Genomic DNA, 19,388 nt, shown 5'->3' on the forward strand with positions numbered 1-19,388 from the left:
GATCATTTTGATCCGCTTTTTTGGTACATTTGTTTAACTTGATTAACGTCCCGAGGTTGAATGGTAAAATTTGATCCGCGGGGTTGCATGACTGAAATTTCATTAGTGTGATTTAGGCCGATGACATGACCAAGTTCATGTTCAGCCGTGTTAACGACTTGCTGGTATGAATATTGGTACATTGGGTTGAGTAAGTAAGCTGCATTTAAGTACATCGTGCCACCAACAAAATAGTGCGTGAGCGAATTAATTCGCATTTTGGTTAGCCCAGCGGCTTGATTACTTGAATTTTGCATGGTGGTAATGATGACATCGGCTTGGTCGCGGTTAGTCGTAATCGTAAAGTGAAAGACGCCAGTTTGATTCCAGTTTGCCACGGCTTCCTTAGTCGCCTGGGTTAACTCATCATTTCCAAGCTCGAGATAAAGCTTAGCTTGAGGTTGGTTCCATTTGCCCGCCGTATGGGAATTTTGATCAGTTTTAGTGTGGGGGCTGATTAATTGGGTTACTTTCACTTGGGTGGCAGAAATTAAATTGTTGAGATTTCGTTCAACATAATGGTTGGTTTGGTAGCCATAAATTAGTAATCCAAACAGACCGAGATAGGTAATTAAGATGCCCCAACGTTTCATGCTGATATTAATCCTTTCCATTTTGATATTCATATCTTAGCATGATTAGGACGGAAAACCACTTAATAATTCGTTAAAACAGCATTGAGATGAGGGTTAAGATGGGCAAGCCACCTTGCATAAAAATAATTTTGGGATTGCTAGTAAAACTACCATACAGCGCCACAGCAACGATATAGAGCATCAAGCCAGCCACGGCGATGGCATTAACGTAGTAATAAGTAGCCACTAAAATGGCCACGGCAATGAGACCGTTGTAAACCCCTTGATTTTTAAACAAGGTTTGGACACTCGGACGGCTTAATTCTTCGGGAGACATTTGGAACACTTGGGATGTTTTCGCCGAAGTGGTCGCAAAAGTTTCGAGGTATAGAATGTAACCGAACTCAATGGCGACGATGGTAGCTAAAATTGTAGTTAATAAAGACATGTTAAAGACTCCTTTAATTTTTATCGGAGTATATTGTATCACAATCAGGTGTGAATGAATTTGCTAATCATCGTATTGGATTCAAAATAAAACCGGAGCAACTAAGCATGGCTCCGGTTGTTGTTTCTTATATCACCCAACGGGGATACATAAAGTGCTTATATCGTTGATATACCAACGTTTTGGTTTGAGATATCCGCAGGTCATCCGCAGATTAGACAATTTGGGATAATTTAGCGACAATCTCATCATCGTTTTTATTCTTGTATTCATCGATTAAGTAGGTGTAGTAATTCAAGGTAATGCTAATATTTGAATGACCTAGCCGTTTACTAATTGCCTCAATCGGGACGCCTTGGCTTAATAAATAAGCAACGTGAACATGACGCAGGGAATGAAATACAAAGTTACTTTTAACAATACCCGCATCCGTCATAATTTCACGTAAGCACTTATTAAGGGCGTTACTTGTTGGGATAGTATTAAATACGTTGGTGAATACCATGTTTGAGTTATTTGCGCGTAATTCTTTAATCGTTGCTAATAACTCTTGATTTACCTTGATTACCCTATTTGACGCTTGGGTCTTGGTTTCCTTAAAACACTTTTTCCGTTCGTCCCATGATTTATTTACGGTAATAGTACCGTGTAGGAAATCAATATCTTTCCATGTTAGGGCTTGTATTTCCGCTTTCCGCATCCCAGTTAGAATGGCGGTGTAAATCATATAACGGCTTGTATTGTACCTAACTAGCTTAGTTTTAACGGCTTTAATTAGTTGGTCTATCTCATCGTGATTTAAGTATTCAACTTTACGCCGTTTATCCTTGTTATAGGCTATCTGGACGTTAAAGGTAAAATCCTTAGCGATTACATCATCCGCAATGGCAGACGCCACGCAAGCCCTAACGGCACGGTTTAATTTAGCGACGCTTTCACGGGCGTGGTTAGATCCATACCAGTTTATGAATTGCTGATAATCAGACCGCCGAATATTAACCAGCTTAGTATCGTTAAAGTATTGGCGGATGAACTTACTTAATCTAATATAGTGCCGTTGGGCTACCTCACCAACGGTAGCGACTTTATAAATTTTGTACCAACGGATATAATAATCATACAAAGAAATATCATTCAAACTCATGTTAAGGCTAGCGAACTCATTTTCGAGTTTGCTAGCTTTTTCTTTTGCCTCTTTTTTTAGTTTTAAAGATACCGGCTGATTTCTGATGACGTTTTCCGTCATTATCCCGATATTGAGCGATAGCCTGATATTTCCCGTTGTTTGTTTTTCTAATATACATAATTCAACCTCACTTTGAGCATTGGCGGGCTACTTATAAGGCTGAAACTGATATTTAATTATCGTTATTTCTCATTAAGTTAGGTAGTTTATACCTTGTTTCATCTAACAATTTCATTAGTTGGTTGTATACCTCAACATCAACCCCGTTTCTGGTTTCTGTTTTTGTTCCGCTAGGGATTACTTTTAAACCGTTCATATCTACTTTTTTAGGTGGAATTACAACCGCATCTGTTACCCGTGTTTTTAATTGTATTAATTCACGTTCAACCATTTTTAGCATACCTTGGTTAGTGGTCGCTGAACTATAATCTAGACTTTTAACAGCTGAACCTATCTTACTTTGTATATCATCCGTGGCGTTGATGTATCCAGCTTTTTCTAGTCTATCAATTTCGGCTTGTAATTCTTGTTTGTTGTAACCGGTGGCGTCTTCCCAGTCTATCCAGCCGGTTAGATCATCTCCAATCCCTTGTAGATATGAAACTGGAACATCGAAATAATCTGATAGTTTTAACCATGTTTCTAGTTTGGGTTCATTTATTCCTTTTTCCCATCTTGAAATAGTGGCATAAGATATAGTTTTATTTGAAATTTTGCTTAATTCTGTTGCTAATTCTTTTAAAGTTAATCCTTTTCTTATTCTGAGCTGTTTGATCCTATTCATTTTTTGTACCTCGCATAGGTACATAATAACTACAATTTACATTTTTTTGCAAATAGCTCTTTACTTTACGAAAAACGTAAATTATAATACGTTTACGAAAAATGTAAATCGAGAGGTGGTATTAAATGCAAATTTTAACTGAAGAAATTCAACAAGAATTAAGAGCGACCAGAGGTGAACTTAATTTAACACGTTTTCAATTATCTAAAGAATTAGGTTTATCTTTACCAACCACTGGAAAAATCATTAATAGCAGTGCTCCAATGGTGGTATCAAATACGGTATTTAATAAAGTTATCGAATGGATCAAAACCAAGGAGGCAAAGTGAGATGATTATTGATTTTTCGAAAGAGATTTCAAAAGCGGTAAGAGAAGAATTAGACCATCGGCAAGAATTAGCAATTAAAGCGGATGAATACCCAGAGTATATGAATAAGGGGCAAGCGTCGGAATATATCGGCGTTAGTCGAAATACGCTAGATATGCTTATTAAGTCTCATGGTTTACCAGTGATTGAAATTCAAGGGACGCGAACCGTACGGATTAGCAAGCGAGCATTAAACGAATACATGGAAAGCAACACGATTAAGTAAATAAAAATTAGTAGCATTGGCGGGCTACTTATAGGGACTGAAACTAAAGGATTAAGCAAAAGAGGTAAAGAATTATGAAATCAGAATTAATGGCAATTATTAACAAAGAAACGAATTTGACGGATGATATCCGCCGTAAGTTTGTAGGTGATGCATCCTCGACAAAGCGATATCAAGAAGATGGGTATACGTTCGCTGAATATGAAACGGATGCCGTGGTTTATATCGAGGGTGTGGCTGAGAACCTTAATAGGGACACGCCTATCTTTGTTCCGCTTAGTAAGTTAAGCGATGAAGTGTTAGAAACTTTAGAAAATTTAGAATACAAAAAAAGCCCCTATCCGCTAACTTTGGACGAGCACGGATAGGAGCATTAAAACGATATAAATTGATTGAAAAATCAACCTTTATTTAATTATAAACAATTACATGTAAGTTTGAAAGGCAGAATAATTAACGATGCAAGAAGAACGAAAAAAATTATTTGATACGGCGGTGGCTTTATACAAAACAGGTTTATCAGTTATACCAGTAACTCAAGATAAAAAGCCGTTAGTTAAATTCAAGGATATTAGACCAGATTTTAAAACAGTAACTAATATCATCCGCGCCAGCAGAGATTGTATGATTGCGGTTAAAACAGAAGATTTTTTTGTGATTGACGTAGACACCGACAAGGGAACAAGCCACGCTAACGGATTTGAAGAGTTTAATAAAATACCTACTGAGTTATTACCAGCCACGCTATCACAAACCACGGCGAGCGGTGGCAAACAGTATTTTTATTTAAAGCGTAATGATATTCAATTAAACAAAATGCTGAACATTGGCGCAGGGATTGATATTAAGGCACAGCGTAATAATTTTGTTGTCATTGCCCCAAGTATCCGTCATGGTCGCCCTTATAGGTGGGATAATCACAACCCAATTACAACAGCGCCTAAAGAATTAATTAAGTATCTTAACCAAAAATCTAGCAAATCTAAAAAGGGTAGTAATTACGTTAATAATTGGCAACCAATAGGCGGTAAGACTTACACAGGACGAACGCTTGAAGAATTATTAACATCATCTCAACAAGGCAGACGCAACTTAGATATGACTAGTTTTGTAGGTAAGATATTACGGCACGGGGTAGATCCGTATATGGCTTATGAACTAGTACAGATTAAGAATGAACATAATGCCCCGCCGTTAGATGACGGGGAACTAAATACGATTTTTAACAGTATTTTAAAGACAGAATTAGAACGGAGGGCAGTAAATGGATAAGGCTAAATTAGATACAAACGCAATGGAACAATTAAAGGAACAACAAAAACGGCAAGCGGATGTAATAAACCAAGCTCCGCCAAAAACAATGGATGAGTTAAGTAATCGTTATAAGGCGTTGGGGGTTCAATGGCGTAAAGATCATACAGAACTGAAAGAAAACGGAGAACCCAAAGGCACGCCTAAAATGCCGTATATTTCAGTAGTTAAAATATTAAATAAATTAGGTCATTTTATCCGTATTTCTGATACGGATAACTCACCGGTATTCTTTTATGATTTAGACCAAGGGATTTACCGGAAGAGCTATGACGATATAAAACGGATGATTTTAGCTGTTGACCCCGTAGCAACAAAAAAGGCAAGAGCTGAAATTGTTGAATTATTACGGTTGGGGGCTAAATTAGAAATCCCCAACAATGATGATAACCTTATCCCCGTTGGTAATGGTATGTATAATTTAAAGACTAAACGATTAGTACCGTATAACCCGAAAACCGTATTTACTAGCAAGGTGGCAACAGATTATCATGAAAATTTAGACGAGCCCGTATTTAATGGGTGGTCGTTTTCTAAGTGGTTAAATGAAATTGCAGAAAACGATACCGACAAAATTACGCTTTTATGGCAAGTCGTCGCCTGTTGTGTTAAAACGCCACGAACTGCTGATGTTATGTTTTGCTTAATTGATGATAATGTAAGTAGGACGGGTAAAAGTACATTTCAGGCTTTGATGACTAATTTAGTCGGTGAAAGTAATACGGGGGCTTTGCGTATTGATGAATTTGAAAAGCGTTTCGCTCTTGCGCGTGTCTATGATAAAAAATTGATTACTGGAGATGATACCGACCAGAAAGGATATATTACCAATAGCGCAAACCTTAAAAGCGTTACTACCGGTGAACGGGTAAGCATTGAAGAAAAAGGCGAGCCGGCTTTTTCCGCCGTCATTAACGCTACTATTTTACAAAGTATGAACGGCGTACCTAGAATTGCAGATACTTCACCAGGAACGTTTAGGCGCTTTAGATTTATTAAATTTAATCATCAGTACCCAGCCACGAAGGCTAATAAATTAGTGAGACTAGATTATATTAATCGTCCGGAGTTGTTAGAGTGGCTATTGTCAAAAGCATTAACTATTAACACTGATGAAATCGTTAATACGGATGAAAGTAAATCAGTAACTGAAAATACTAAGCGAGATATGGATGTTGTTTACTATTTCTACAAGGAATACGTACCGAATATAAAAAGTACACGCATCCCTACCAGCTTTTTATTTGCTTATGCCAAGAGCGCTATGGAAACAGAAAATGCCCCCTTAAAAATGAAACGTAATACGTTTATAGGTAGGTTGCGCCAGTTAATGGAAAAGGATGGATGGGTTTATCAACCAAAGAAAAACGGATATAAACCAGCCAAATATTGGAACGATGAAGATATGAACTTACTTAAACCATTAACTAAGCTGGGAGTTGATTACTTAGCGGAGGATGTACAAATAGATCAAGAACAAGCATTGTTTTCTAGAGATTAGTTTGTAACCCGTCGTAACCCGTCGCTTACCCGTCTATTAAATATAATGTTAGGACGGGGAGATAAACGGCGATATATCAACGATTTATAAGGCTTGCCCGTCTTACCCGTCTTACTTTATTTATATTCTTTATATATAAAATAAATAATAATATATAGTATATATAATATATAAAAAGAACAGCGGTTAATATACGACGGGTACGGCGGGGGGTTAAAACTATCGTTGGTATATCAATTAAAAACCACCCGTAGTATATAGATTTCTTAAAAGGCGGGTACGACGCGAGTAACGACGGGTAAACCATCAGGGAGTAAAAAAACGGATGTAAAGCATGGGTTAAATTAAATAGACCATATAACCCAGAAAGGATAAGAAAACATGGCGATGGAAGAAACAGAACAAATTGAATTATTTAGCGGATTTGATACTAAAGAGGAATTAGAAAAGGCGGTAAATGAATGGCTGTACGATAATACATACAAGAACGATTTTCAAAAGGTGGCTAAAGCTATTTTGAAAGATATTAAACCGTTTGATGATGGTGTGATGGTGGTTTATACCGCGCTTAATAGTTTTCGACCGGAGTGAATTATGAGTATTAAATACCAGAATGAAACATTTATGATGCAGTCATAGGTAATTAATAAACCACCACCCTAAAACGGGGTAGTGGTTTATTTTAAAGGTATATGGATTAATCTAATATATACCAATAATTTTGTGGTATTCTGAATAAGAATTAGCTTAAACAAGGGAGTTTTTATATGAATAAATTAATTACAACGACGACAGCGGTTTTAGCGACCATGGTGGTTGGGACGGTGGCAATTCCCAGCATTGGAAAATTTAACGATACTGCCAATGCATCACTTTTAAAGAAAAAAATATTATTTTGATGGCAAAACAGCTAATATTAAAGATTTAAAAATTACGATTGATAAAGTTAGTTTCTATCATGGAGATGATACGACAGACGGTAAAGATATTATTGTATTTGATTACACGATCACTAATAAATCGAATAAAGAAATTAATGCCCTTATTGGGTGGGATGCAGTATTTAATGCATATCAAAAGAATAAAAACACTGAGGGCAAATTAACGGTAGCGGGATTACCTAGTGATACTGATAACGAAATTTTAGATAATCAAACTCAAACTATTAATAAGGGTGGTAACGTTAAATGTAGGGTTGCTTATGAAATTGATAGCAACAGTAAACCCATCGTATTAAAAGCGACCCGTGGTGATGATGGAAATTATCTAGGCAAGAAAACATATAAGGTTGGTAATTTCGTTGGTAGTGTTTCTGGTGATGATTTAACTAATTAACCGTTAGTAAAAACTTAGTAAAACTTAGTATTAATTAAAGGTGTAGTTTTTTTTGGCTACACCTTTTATTTGTAAACACGAATAATCTAGATTGTTCAGTCTGTATTGTTCGTGTTTTTCAAAGTGTCGTTAAACACGCCTAATTTGCTTTGTGAGCGATTTTAAAAATTAATGTATAATTTATCGAAAATGATTTTGAAATTTAAATATCCCCCTGTGGTTTCAAGAATAGGAGAGCACGCCAAGGAGTTTTCTTACACAAAAACCTAATTTTGAAATTTTTAGGGTAGGGGGGTGAACTTAAAAGCCGGTATTTATACATTTAAAGAGATGCTAACTTTTGATAACGTTTTTTTACCAAAAACCTTGGTAAATATAGATAAACCAATGTAAAACAAAACCTAAAAAAACCTAACAAAACCTTACTTTAATGAACCATAAACCTACGAAAACCTACGCTAAATGTTTTTAAATTAACTGGTATAATACTTACAGGCAATTAAGCAGGGAGTTGCTCCCCTGTTTGGTTACTTAGTGAGTTTAATAGGAAACACAGACGTACCCCTCAAAATATCCACTAACGGAGGTACAGACTATGTTAAATATTAAACGGAGGCACGATAATGCTTTGTATTATCGGGTTGTTAGTCATGAGGGCGGATAAGATAATCGTATCTGTTGCTTATGCTTACCAGATAATAAAAAAAGCTAACCACGATTTTAAACGTGATTAGCTAAGCAATAACGTGTTTCCACTCACGATTGAGGGGTAACGGGTCGCATCCGTTACTCCTCTTTTCATTTACTAATGATAGATGATTAATTTATTAATTGCAAGTTAGGGGGTATCTAAATTGGCGACCCCTTTTAATAAAGAGCTAAACCAATGGATTATGGTACATTGAAATGAAGAATGATATTAAAATAGCATTTACGAATTATAAAGAAATTACAAGAATGAATAAGAGTAAAACCGTTACTAACGTTACTAAATTTTTAAATAACTTATTACCACGATTGATACGGGTTAATGGATATGGAAATTTATCCGGTTTGATCAAAAAGAATAAAGCGGATGGCAGGAAATTAAGCGCCAATCAGTTTAAATCGTTGAGTTTAGAAAAACGCCGTGAATATGTGCTAAATTCATTTATTCAAGTAATTAACGATCTAAACGGTAATGATAGTAATTTGATAGTTAAATGGGTACTATGGGATACGGACAAGCCTATACCATTCACCAGAAAAACATTATCTAATCTTTATGAATGGATGGGGTATGATAATCAAAGTAAATTCACCAAGGATAGAAACGACGCCTTTTATCTTTTCGCCACGGAATTAAGTAGGTATAGTATTGATTTACGAATATCTGCTGATTGAATAAACCCTATCTATTCATATTTAGTAAATATCATTACAACGTTAAAAGGATGATGCACCAATTCAGTGCGCCAGCCTTTTTTGTAGTAAAAAACAGTATTTGTTCAGTCTCATAAGTCGCCCGCCAATGATTATGGATATCCGCAGGTTATCCGCAGAATATCCGCAGTTTATATTAAAAATAGTGTTTTTCAGTGTTCATTAAAAATTAAGAATGTTGATATATCAACGTTTTAAGCGCCTATGAAAATGAGTAAAAAAATAAAAAAATCACCCCAACGGGGATCGAACCCGTAACTCCGCCTTGAGAGGGCGACGTCTTAACCAATTTGACCATGGGGCAAGGTTTACTGGTAATTCTACTCCCATCATCATTGCTTTGTCAACGCTTACAAATTCAGTTGCGTTTTAATTGTAACGGGAGTATACTACATGTGTTATTGGGTATTCGCCAAGGTGGTAAGGCAGTGGACTCTGAATCCATAATTCACTGGTTCGAATCCAGTATACCCAATTTTTTTAAACATTTGGTAGCATCATCAATCTTGGTGATGCTTTTTTGTTACCTATTTGCAATTCTTTGTAACATCGCTGTAACAAACGTGTTACAATATAGAAAACAAAGGATTGAATGGGGGAAAGAATCATGAAGGCAATCAAACAAACAATGGTTAGTTTAGGAATCGTAGCTGCTTGTTTAGTAGGCGCAGCGACGTTTACTGGATCGACAACGACGGCACAACCAGCCACGGCTAAGTCAGCGAAAGTTGTTAAATCAGTCCCTGCAACCAAGACAACTAGTTCTTCAGCATCAACCACTCCCGTTAAGGCAACGGTAACGGCAGCTAGTCAAAGTAATCCGGCGGTAGCAACACCGAATGTTTACCAAGATTTTGTTGATCACAGTGGCGTCAAAGTTGCGCCCCAAGACCAATTGATTGCCGCTAAGAACGATGATGGCACCATTCAAGTGGATGTTCGGAACAATGATGGTGATCCAAATGTGGCGCATTTAGTCGGAACGTACACTTACGACCCAGCCACTCAACAAGTAACGAAGCAACAATAAGATTCAAAACTAGCGTTAAGGCGCTAGTTTTTTTTAAGCAAAAAAATTGCTAATAATAAGGTACCTAACTATAATAATTAGGTACCTTATTATTTTGGAGGAGATTAGATGGCAGAATTACCGGCGGCATTAGAAAAATTTCTAATGAATTTACGACATTATCATCAGCAAGTAACGACCACGGCGATGATGGGCCAAGCTAAAATCATTATGATTCTAGCGCAACATCCCGGCTTACCGCAGCGGGAGTTAGCTGAGCGGGCGAAGATTCGACCGGCGTCAGTTTCGGAAGCGTTGGAACGATTGGAAAAACAAGCGTTGATTGAAAAACAACGGGATGCCCAAGATCGGCGGATGATTCGGGTTCATTTAACTGCTCGCGGTCAATCCCGGGCGGTTGAGATGAAGGAACAACATGCGAAATATTTCACGGAATTGTTATCGCCACTGACGCCACAAGAGCGGGAAACGATGGCGATTGGGCTCCAAAAAAATCAATCGCCAATTAGAACAAATGATGGAGGAAAGCACAGACAAATGATTCGAATTGCGAAAAAGTATCTGAACTGGTGGATGGTGATGGTAGCCGTCATCTTTTTATGTGTTCAAATCGGGGCAGATTTAATGTTACCAACGATTACGGGGGACTTGATTAACAAAGGGGTCGTTAATCGGGACTTTGCTTATATTTGGCACCAAGGTGGCATAATGTTAATCGTAGCGGCCTTAGGGTTATTAGGCTCCAGTGTGAACGTGTATGCAGCGGCCACGCAAGCAATGCAAGTGGGGGTCAAACTCCGCCAAACAATTTTTGAACATGTTTTAACGTTTTCAAACCGCGAAATGAGTCATTTTGGGGACTCATCATTAATTACGCGGTCTACTAACGACGTGATTCAAATTCAAAATGTGCTCGTGCAAATGTTACGGATGATGCTAATGGCCCCTATTATGTTAGTGGGAGCGATTGTGATTGCCTATACGCGGGAACCGCGGTTAACGAAGGTATTCTTGATTAGTTTACCGGTGTTGGCCGTGGCGGTGATGATCATCATGTGGTTAGCCGTGCCACTCTTTAAGAGTATGCAAGGAAAAACGGACCGGATTAACTTAGTTTTCCGGGAAGGTTTAACGGGGGTCCGGGTGATTCGGGCGTTTAACCAGGACGAAACGGAACAAACGCGCTTTGCGAAGGCGAATGAAGATTATACTGCAACTGGGATTAAGGCGTTTACGTTAGTATCGTTACTCTTCCCGATTATGACGTTGGTGTTGAGTTTAACGAACGTGGGCTTAATTTGGCTTGGGGGACATTATATTGCTAATATGTCGATGGAAGTCGGGGATTTAGTGGCTTTTATGACGTATTCAACGCAAATTTTGATTAGTTTTATGATGCTCTCGATGATTTTTGTCTTTGTGCCGCGGGCATCCGCATCAGCGAGTCGGATTAATGAAATTTTAGCGACTATTTCAAGTGTTACGGATCCGGCAACGCCGGCGACTTTCGCGCCTCAAGCAGCTAGTTTAACCTTTGATAACGTAAATTTACGTTATGACCATGCTGAAGATTTATCATTAGCCGATGTTAACTTTACCGCTAACGCCGGGCAAACGGTGGCCATTATTGGGGGAACTGGGTCGGGGAAATCTAGTTTGGTAAACCTGATTCCACGGTTACTAAATCCAGAACAAGGGCGGATTTTACTTAATGGCCAAGACATTAGTCATTTGACGCAAGCAGATGTCCACCGGGCCGTGGCGATTACGCAACAAAAAGCCGTCCTCTTCACAGGGACAATTCGCAGTAATTTATTATTTGGGAATCCTAAGGCGAGTGAGGAATTGATGTGGCATGTGTTAGACATTGCGCAGGCGACTGATTTCGTGAAGGAAAACGGAGGCCTCGATGCGGAAGTTGAAGAAAATGGAGCAAACTTCTCCGGGGGGCAACGCCAACGGTTAGCGATTGCGCGGACCTTGATTAAGGATGCGAGTGTCTATATTTTTGATGATTCATTCTCGGCGTTAGACTTTAAGACGGATGCCGCATTACGGGCTGCACTAAAGGCTGATGCGCGCTCCAAGCGGCGGTGAAAGTTATTGTGGCCCAACGGGTTTCTACGGTCATGGATGCCGACGTCATCTTAGTACTTGATGACGGACGGGTCGTTGGCCAGGGAACGCATGATGAATTGGCTAAGTCGAATGCAGTTTATCAAGAAATTATTGATTCACAATTACGGAAAGGAGCTTAGTAAATGGCACGGATGAAAGGAAAACCAGCAAAAGCCAAACATTTTTGGCCCACGACTTGGCGTTTATTAAGCTATTTAAAACCATGGCGCCTCGGGTGATTACGTCGGTAATTTTAGCGATTGTTTCCGTCATTTTGAATACGATTGCGCCCAAAGTTTTAGGGGAAGCGACGACCGTTTTATATGAAGGGGTCATGAAAGGGATGCGTGAAGCCAAATTAGGCATGCACATTACCCAATATCCAATTGATATGAATCGAATCGTGCAGATTAGTATGCAAGTCGTCTTAATTTTTGTTATCTCGGGCCTGTTTAGCTTGGGGCAACAAATTTTAATGACCCGGATTTCTCAACGGGCAGTGTACAATTTACGTCGTGATTACAAACATAAATTAGCCCGCCTCCCAATCAAGGCATATGATCAACATTCAAACGGGGACTTAATGAGTCGGATGGTTAATGATATGGATAACATTGCCGGGACTTTACAACAAGGCTTAATTCAGGTAGTGACGAGTATCTTAACGTTTGTTGGGGTGCTAGCAATGATGATTAGTATTAGTTGGAAGTTAACATTGGTAGCGTTAATTACCATCCCGTTAAGTTTACTAGTAGTTGGATTTGTGGCACCGGCGGCTCAAAAATTATTTGCCCAGCAACAAGCAACGCTAGGGAAATTGAATGATCAAGTTGAAGAAGTTTATGCGGGGCATACGATTGTGCGGACCTTCAATAAAGAAGATGATGAAGCAGCCACCTTTGCTAAGCAAAATGCCCAATACTATCAAGTGGCGTGGAAGGCGCAAGCATTATCAATATTAATGTTCCCACTGATGGCATTTGTGCGGAATTTGGGTTACTTAATGATTGCGGTGATGGGGGCGTTGGAAGTGGCGCATGGTCAAATTACCTTAGGGAATGTCCAAGCTTTTTGCAATACTCAAACCAATTTTCACAACCAATTACGCAAATTGCTAATTTAAGTAGTACGATTCAACAAACAATTGCCTCAGCGGAACGGATTTTTGAAATTTTAGATGAACCGGAAATGGATCAAACCGTAGTTGAAACAACGCCATTACCGGCACCACAACCTAAGATGGCGTTTGAGCATGTTAACTTTAGTTACGATGACCAGCCATTAATTCAAGATTTTAATCTTCAAGTTCAACCAGGCGAAATGGTCGCAATCGTGGGACCAACGGGAGCTGGGAAAACCACGATTATTAACTTGTTAGAACGATTCTATGATGTTCAAGGCGGGACAATTTATTTAGATGGGGTCAATACGCGTGCTATGACGCGGCATGATTTACGGCAACGAATTGCGATGGTGCTACAAGATACGTGGCTGTTTACGGGGACGATTTTTGATAATATTAAATACGGGCGGTTATCGGCCACGGACGAAGAAGTTTATGCAGCCGCTAAAGCTGCCCATGCCGATCAATTTATTCGCCAATTACCGCAAGGTTACGAGACAGTTTTGGATGAATCAGCATCTAATCTTTCCCAAGGTCAACGCCAATTATTGACGATTGCGCGGGCGTTCTTGGCGGATCCCGAAATTTTAATTTTGGATGAAGCGACGAGTTCCGTTGATACGCGAACGGAAGTGTTGATTCAAAAAGCCATGCAAAACCTACAAGCGACCCGAACCAGTTTTGTGGTGGCGCACCGGTTATCAACAATTCGGTATGCGGACCAAATTGTGGTCTTAGAACATGGTCAAATTGCTGAAATTGGTAATCATCACACATTGATGGAACGTAATGGGGTTTACGCGGACTTATACAACAGTCAATTTAATCAAAGTGCCTAATTAAAAATCCGAACGAGTTTTCGTTCGGATTTTTTTTGGTTATCGTTGTTGTAAATAAGCTTCGATGGTCATGGCTGGACGCCCGAGAATTCGTTGGACATCGGGTGAATGCCGGCATTTTCCCCGTTCGCAATTGAAGTATAGGTAGAGACCCAACTATCATATTCCCATTGTTCGGCTGGCCAAGCTTGGCGCGATTGATAAGCTTCCGCAACCGTTTCGTCAATGTATGGAACGGTCGTGTTGAGATAGTTGGTAAAAATGTTACTCATGTCAGCCAAGGTGTATTCTTTACTACCGGTTAGATTGACGATTTGATTGCGGTAAGCGCTGACGTTAGTTAAAATTTTGGCCACCACGGCCGCAACATCGGCTTGAAAAATCGGCGCAATTTTACCGTTACCGGCTGGAGCCCGGAATTCATGATATTGGGTCGCCAGATCAACAAAGAATTCACCATAAAAATTATCACGGACAAAGGTATAGTCAAAGCCATGTGCGATAATGTAGTCTTCAGTTCGTTTATAATCACGGGCGAGGGTGAAGGTGGCATCCAGGGCGGCGTGATAAAACGATAGGTAAACAATATGTTTAACGCCGGCTTGCTTAGCAGCGTCAATCATCGCAAAGTGTTGTTGCAAACGTTGGGGGTGTTCCTTAGCAGAGACCATGAATAAGGTCTCAACCCCCGTTAAAGCTTGGACCGTTGCCGGGGTATTTTCGTAGCTAGCTTGCATAACCGTAGCCTTAGGAAAATGAGCCACCCATTGTGGCGAACGGGCCAGTAAGCGTAAGGGGAAATCTTGGGAGGTCAGATGCTGGGCAACTAAGTTACCAATATGACCAGTAACACCGGTGATTCCAATCATTAATAAGTCCTCGTTTCATGTAAAGTTGGTTTTATCGTACCATATTTGGCTTTTAGTTCGTAAGTTTAATGCTCGTCCTTTGATAAGTAAAATTAAAACGTATTATAATACAACTAGCTAATTCAGGGAGGGAGGATGACGAATGTTGATACAAACCCAAGCCGAGTTGAAACGACTAATCACGCAAGCGGGAGTTACGACGTTGGCAAGTGCCGTGATTTCAGCAACCGATTTGGTGACTGATTATTATCAAGCACAACCAGAGAGTTATTTTGACTTGGCTTCATTAACTAAAGTGCTGGGAACAATGCCTTTGTTACTACAAGCGATTGAAGCCGGTCACTTGACTTGGTCGACCCCAGTCCAAACAATTTTACCCCAAGTAGCTAGTTCCCAAGTTACGATTAAGGATTTGGCTAATCATACTAGCGGGATTGAAGTATATTCCGAATCGTGATCAATTACCAGCTAAAGATTTAAAGCGAGCAATTTTACAATTGCCAATCATTGCGGAAAATGTTGGAAAGGTTGTACATTATAGTGATTCAAACTATTTATGGTTAGGATGGGTGTTGGAGACGCTTTATCAAGCAACGATTCAAACGTTGATTATGCAACGGGTGTTAACGGAGCAACATTGGCATGAGCTGACGTTTGCGCCAGAGCCAGCGTTATGTATCCCAACCGCTGATCGTCAAGGACAAGTTTATCGTGGGATTGTGCATGATCCAAAAGGGCGGGTTTTAGGCGCCGAAGCCGGGAGTGCTGGTTTGTTTGGGACGCTTGCGGGCGTTGTGGGGGCAGTTCAATGGTGGCTAAAACACTTGTCCGGTTCGTTAATGACTCAACTACCAGGTGTTGGGTTGCGCAGTGCGGGGTGGAAATTAATGCCAGCGGCGGATGGTCATTTAGTTGCCACCCATACTGGGTTTACCGGCACGTGGTTAATGCTTGATCCAACGCGTCAGCAAGCCTTAGTGGTCTTAACTAACCGAGTTTATCCCAGCGGACAAAATGATGAATTCCTTGATTTACGGGATCAAATTATGGCAACGTTTTTAAATGAGGTAGCGAAGTAATGATATTTTTCTTCTTTCAACACTTAAGTATGGTGTTATTTGTAATTAATTTATTAATTGCGGTTTGGTTAGTTGGCCGAGATCGCGTGATATTGCGGTTACGTGGGCGTGGTTAATGGTGTTAACATTTCTGCCATTAATTGGGTTGCTGTTATACATCTTCTTTGGGCGAAAATTAACGCAAGACCAAATTTTGTGATTCGTCAAGAACAAAAGCAGATTATGGAAGATTTTAAGGCCCGCCAACAAGCCCTGGTTGATCAAAAAAAATGAAGATGTGCGTGGGAAAGTTACTGAACGGGAACAATTACTGTCACGCCTACTCGGGTCGCTTGATGGTGCGGTTTTAACGCAAGCTAATCAAGTGGAAGTTTTTACGGATGGTGAAGCCAAGTTCAATCAATTGATTGAGGACATTAATCATGCGACCGATCATGTGCACGTCGAGTATTATACGTTTGCTTCGGACCATCTAGGCCGGCGGTTGTTACAAGCGCTTGAAGAAGCTGCCCGGCGTGGGGTAGAAGTGCGGGTTTTGTACGACTTAGGGGGCTCACGGGGAACTAATTATAAGTTTTTTTGAATACCTTGAACGACTCGGTGGGCAAGCCCAAGCATTTATTTCTGCTTCCAAAGCGCGGTTTACGACGCCACGCTTAAACTATCATTTGCACCGAAAGTTAGTCATCATTGATGGGAATGTTGGTTATATTGGTGGTTTTAATGTCGGCGATCAATACGTCGGCGAAGATCCCAAATTCGGTTACTGGCGGGATACGCATTTCCGGGTTACCGGGTCGGCGCCAACTATGATGCAAATTCGGTTTATGATGGATTGGAATACGACCTGCCGACGGACGAAAAAAAGAACGATTAGATTTCGATGATGAGATTTTGCAAAAACAATTAAGCATGTTAGCAGATTATGAAGCGCATACGAAGGGGGTTCCGATGCAAATTGTTTCTTCGGGACCGGATAATGATCAGTATGCGATTCGGCGGGGCTACCAAAATATTATTAGCCAAGCTAGGAATTATGTTTATATCCAAACCCCATACTTAATTCCAGAAGACTCGATCTTAGAGGCGTTAATTATTGCCGCCAAAGCCGGGGTTGATGTCCGAATCATGATTCCATCGATGCCAGATCATCCCTTTGTTTATCGAGCGACGGAAGCCTTTGCCCGGTATTTGACCATGAATGATGTGAAAGTTTATAAATATGACCATGGCTTTTTGCATGCTAAAACGATGGTGAGTGGGAATAATATCGCTGCAGTCGGATCGGCTAATTTAGATTATCGAAGTGCCAAACTTAATTTTGAAGTTAACGCGTTTACGTATGATGCAGAGTTAGCTCAGCAATTAAAAGAAACTTTTGAACAAGATTTACAACAAGCCACGTTGTTGACGCCATCGTATTTTGCTAATCAGTCAAAATGGTTGAAATTTAAGCAAAGTTGCTGTCGTTTACTAGCCCCAATTTTATAGTTAATCAAAAACCGGTTGGACAACTTAGTCGTCTAACCGGTTTTTGTTGGTTTGAGCTCATGACTTGGTTAATAACAATAAACACGATATGATAAGGGTGGAAATGTTGATTTAGCAATAATTTAAAGCTTAGTTTAATTACAATGGAGTGAATAAATGTTAGTGACGATTAATCAAATTTTTACCAGTCTTGGGGCAACGGTAATTGTGCCCGTAGTAATTTTTTTAGTGGCCATAATTTTAAAAGTTAAATTTAGCCAAGCCTTACAAAGTGCGCTTTATGCAGGGGTGGGGTTGACAGGTTTTGGCTGGGTAATTGCCTCATTTACGCCGGTGGTGACGAAATTGATTCGGCAAATGGTTAGTAACTTGGGCTTGGATTTAAAAGTTGTCGATCTTGGTTGGCAAGCTGGCTCATTGACGGCGTTTAGCTCGAAGGTTGGATTACTATTTTTTGTGGTGGGGTTAGTTTTAGAATTACTCTTGTTTATTAGTGGGGTAACTAAGATTATGATGGCCTCGAATTTATGGAATAACTTTGGTTTGATGATTTGGGCAACAGTTGCTTATCAGGCGACGCATAATTTTTGGTTATCGTTTGGGGTAGCGGTTTTTATGTTGTTGTATACGCTTCTACTGGCGGAAGTACAAGCAAAACGCTGGTCGGATTATTATGGAGTGCCTAATGCAACGGTAGCGGCAGTTCATAATATTGAACAGGTCATTCCGGCAATCATTCTAGATCCACTTTGGAATAAGCTAGGGTTGAATCGTATTCAGGTGACGCCAGCAACGTTAAAGGAAAAATTGGGAATTTTTGGCGAACCAAGTTTATTAGGGGCCGGGCTGGGGTTAGTGCTAGGAGTGCTAGCTAACTTATCACGGTTGCAGACCATTAGTGCTTGGAGTCAAATTACGCAGTTTATGATTCAATTAGCGGCGGTGATGACGATTTTCCCATTAATTGCGGGAGTTTTTGCAAAAGCATTTGAACCCTTGGCAACGGCGATTAATCATCGAGCGGCACAAACTGTCACCAATGATGGCGCAAAACGGTGGTTTTTAGCTGTTGATGATGGAATTGGTTATGGAGAAAGTGCCACTTTAATTGCGGGGATGATTTTAATTCCCTTAATGGTCATGGTGGCGTTCGTGTTACCAGGAAATCAAACGTTACCGGTAGTCGATTTAATTTCAATTCCGTTTATGATTGAATCAATGGTGGCGTTGACGAATGGTAATTTAGTTAAAGTAATTTTAAATAGTTTAATTTGGTTTAGTTTGGGCTTATATATGGCGAGTTATTTAGCCCCACTGTATACCCAAGCGGTTTTACATTATGGCGCCGTATTGCCAGCCGGGGTGGTGTTAGTAACGAGTTTTAATTTAATTGCACGACCATTAAACGGATTAGTGCTATTGGCGTTTATTTCGCAACAACCGTGGTTGATCGGCTTGTGCATGGTAATTTACTTAGGCTTATTATGTTTGTCCGGACGCACCGGGATAATATTTGGCAATATTTAGATCGCCAAGCAGTGCAAAATTTGTCGATAAATAATGATTAATGATGTTTGATTAGGACGCGATAGTATGATGCTGGGCATAACTTGGAAACGAAAACTTAAACACTAAATTAAAAAT

At 39.8% G+C, this 19,388-nt stretch carries 15 protein-coding genes, 2 tRNA genes and 7 pseudogenes; 18 read left to right on the top strand and 6 right to left on the bottom strand.

The window, feature by feature from the left end; genetic code table 11:
* Window positions 1-2 precede the first annotated feature (2 nt).
* The 4 genes and pseudogenes from JCM14505_RS06115 to JCM14505_RS06130 all read right to left on the bottom strand — a co-directional run bounded on the left by JCM14505_RS06115 (window position 3) and on the right by JCM14505_RS06130 (window position 3,032).
* Window positions 3-632: a M57 family metalloprotease gene (locus JCM14505_RS06115; protein WP_054653482.1), complete on the bottom strand. Its 630-nt coding sequence runs from the start codon at window positions 630-632 to the stop codon at window positions 3-5.
* A gap of 73 nt (window positions 633-705) precedes the next feature.
* The gene (locus tag JCM14505_RS06120) at window positions 706-1,062 is read right to left on the bottom strand and encodes a DUF1304 domain-containing protein (protein WP_054653483.1); all 357 of its coding nucleotides are present in this window, start codon (window positions 1,060-1,062) and stop codon (window positions 706-708) included.
* Between the two features lie 214 nt (window positions 1,063-1,276).
* Window positions 1,277-2,369: pseudogene (locus JCM14505_RS06125) on the bottom strand (site-specific integrase).
* 51 nt (window positions 2,370-2,420) lie between these two features.
* Window positions 2,421-3,032, bottom strand: a complete 612-nt coding sequence (locus JCM14505_RS06130) for a helix-turn-helix domain-containing protein (protein WP_054653484.1) — start codon at window positions 3,030-3,032, stop codon at window positions 2,421-2,423.
* Window positions 3,033-3,157: 125 nt separating this feature from the next.
* On the opposite strand from JCM14505_RS06130, the gene JCM14505_RS06135 reads away from it, so the two are divergent.
* From JCM14505_RS06135 to JCM14505_RS06165, 9 genes are all read left to right on the top strand, one after another.
* Window positions 3,158-3,361, top strand: a complete 204-nt coding sequence (locus JCM14505_RS06135) for a hypothetical protein (protein WP_054653485.1) — start codon at window positions 3,158-3,160, stop codon at window positions 3,359-3,361.
* Window position 3,362: 1 nt separating this feature from the next.
* Window positions 3,363-3,626: an excisionase family DNA-binding protein gene (locus JCM14505_RS06140; RefSeq protein WP_054653486.1), complete on the top strand. Its 264-nt coding sequence runs from the start codon at window positions 3,363-3,365 to the stop codon at window positions 3,624-3,626.
* Window positions 3,627-3,700: 74 nt separating this feature from the next.
* Window positions 3,701-3,994 (top strand): hypothetical protein, encoded by a 294-nt coding sequence (locus JCM14505_RS06145; RefSeq protein ID WP_054653487.1) that lies wholly within the window; start codon window positions 3,701-3,703, stop codon window positions 3,992-3,994.
* Between the two features lie 91 nt (window positions 3,995-4,085).
* Window positions 4,086-4,898, top strand: coding sequence for a bifunctional DNA primase/polymerase (locus JCM14505_RS06150; RefSeq protein WP_054653488.1), 813 nt, complete (start codon window positions 4,086-4,088; stop codon window positions 4,896-4,898).
* Entirely contained in the window at window positions 4,891-6,438 is a 1,548-nt protein-coding gene (locus JCM14505_RS06155) for a DNA primase family protein (RefSeq protein ID WP_054653489.1), read from the top strand. Before JCM14505_RS06150 ends, JCM14505_RS06155 begins: the two co-directional genes overlap by 8 nt.
* 381 nt (window positions 6,439-6,819) lie before the next feature.
* Window positions 6,820-7,029: a hypothetical protein gene (locus JCM14505_RS06160; protein ID WP_054653490.1), complete on the top strand. Its 210-nt coding sequence runs from the start codon at window positions 6,820-6,822 to the stop codon at window positions 7,027-7,029.
* 176 nt (window positions 7,030-7,205) lie between these two features.
* Window positions 7,206-7,337, top strand: coding sequence for a hypothetical protein (locus JCM14505_RS10065; RefSeq protein WP_263848963.1), 132 nt, complete (start codon window positions 7,206-7,208; stop codon window positions 7,335-7,337).
* Between the two features lie 37 nt (window positions 7,338-7,374).
* Window positions 7,375-7,773, top strand: coding sequence for a DUF5067 domain-containing protein (locus JCM14505_RS10450; protein WP_369395512.1), 399 nt, complete (start codon window positions 7,375-7,377; stop codon window positions 7,771-7,773).
* A 906-nt stretch (window positions 7,774-8,679) separates the two neighbouring features.
* A complete protein-coding gene (locus JCM14505_RS06165; protein WP_054653491.1) occupies window positions 8,680-9,156 on the top strand; it encodes a hypothetical protein in 477 nt (158 codons plus the stop codon).
* Window positions 9,157-9,426: 270 nt separating this feature from the next.
* Here JCM14505_RS06165 and JCM14505_RS06170 read toward each other — a convergent pair.
* Window positions 9,427-9,499 (bottom strand) — tRNA-Glu (locus tag JCM14505_RS06170).
* Window positions 9,500-9,597: 98 nt separating this feature from the next.
* On the opposite strand from JCM14505_RS06170, the gene JCM14505_RS06175 reads away from it, so the two are divergent.
* The 5 genes and pseudogenes from JCM14505_RS06175 to JCM14505_RS06190 all read left to right on the top strand — a co-directional run bounded on the left by JCM14505_RS06175 (window position 9,598) and on the right by JCM14505_RS06190 (window position 14,305).
* A tRNA-Gln gene (locus JCM14505_RS06175) sits at window positions 9,598-9,670 on the top strand.
* A gap of 132 nt (window positions 9,671-9,802) precedes the next feature.
* Window positions 9,803-10,225 carry a hypothetical protein gene (locus JCM14505_RS06180; RefSeq protein WP_054653492.1) on the top strand — a complete coding sequence of 141 codons (423 nt, stop codon included), beginning with the start codon at window positions 9,803-9,805 and terminating at the stop codon, window positions 10,223-10,225.
* Between the two features lie 189 nt (window positions 10,226-10,414).
* Window positions 10,415-10,597 (top strand): annotated as a pseudogene (locus JCM14505_RS08735) (MarR family transcriptional regulator); the annotation flags it as partial.
* Window positions 10,598-10,762: 165 nt separating this feature from the next.
* A pseudogene (locus JCM14505_RS06185) lies at window positions 10,763-12,483 on the top strand (ABC transporter ATP-binding protein).
* A 3-nt stretch (window positions 12,484-12,486) separates the two neighbouring features.
* Window positions 12,487-14,305: pseudogene (locus JCM14505_RS06190) on the top strand (ABC transporter ATP-binding protein).
* A gap of 39 nt (window positions 14,306-14,344) precedes the next feature.
* On the opposite strand, the pseudogene JCM14505_RS06195 reads toward JCM14505_RS06190, so the two are convergent.
* Window positions 14,345-15,174, bottom strand: a pseudogene (locus JCM14505_RS06195) (SDR family oxidoreductase).
* A 142-nt stretch (window positions 15,175-15,316) separates the two neighbouring features.
* On the opposite strand from JCM14505_RS06195, the gene JCM14505_RS10070 reads away from it, so the two are divergent.
* The 4 genes and pseudogenes from JCM14505_RS10070 to JCM14505_RS06215 all read left to right on the top strand — a co-directional run bounded on the left by JCM14505_RS10070 (window position 15,317) and on the right by JCM14505_RS06215 (window position 19,312).
* Window positions 15,317-15,631, top strand: coding sequence for a serine hydrolase (locus JCM14505_RS10070; RefSeq protein ID WP_054653493.1), 315 nt, complete (start codon window positions 15,317-15,319; stop codon window positions 15,629-15,631).
* Window positions 15,609-16,253, top strand: a complete 645-nt coding sequence (locus tag JCM14505_RS06205) for a serine hydrolase (protein WP_054653494.1) — start codon at window positions 15,609-15,611, stop codon at window positions 16,251-16,253. Before JCM14505_RS10070 ends, JCM14505_RS06205 begins: the two co-directional genes overlap by 23 nt.
* Window positions 16,253-17,744 (top strand): annotated as a pseudogene (gene cls, locus JCM14505_RS09010) (cardiolipin synthase). Before JCM14505_RS06205 ends, cls begins: the two are co-directional and overlap by 1 nt.
* 156 nt (window positions 17,745-17,900) lie before the next feature.
* Window positions 17,901-19,312 (top strand): annotated as a pseudogene (locus JCM14505_RS06215) (PTS transporter subunit IIC).
* The last annotated feature ends 76 nt before the right edge of the window (window positions 19,313-19,388 follow it).

Origin of the sequence: Limosilactobacillus equigenerosi DSM 18793 = JCM 14505 (genome assembly GCF_001311375.1) — a bacterium.
GTDB lineage: Bacteria > Bacillota > Bacilli > Lactobacillales > Lactobacillaceae > Limosilactobacillus > Limosilactobacillus equigenerosi.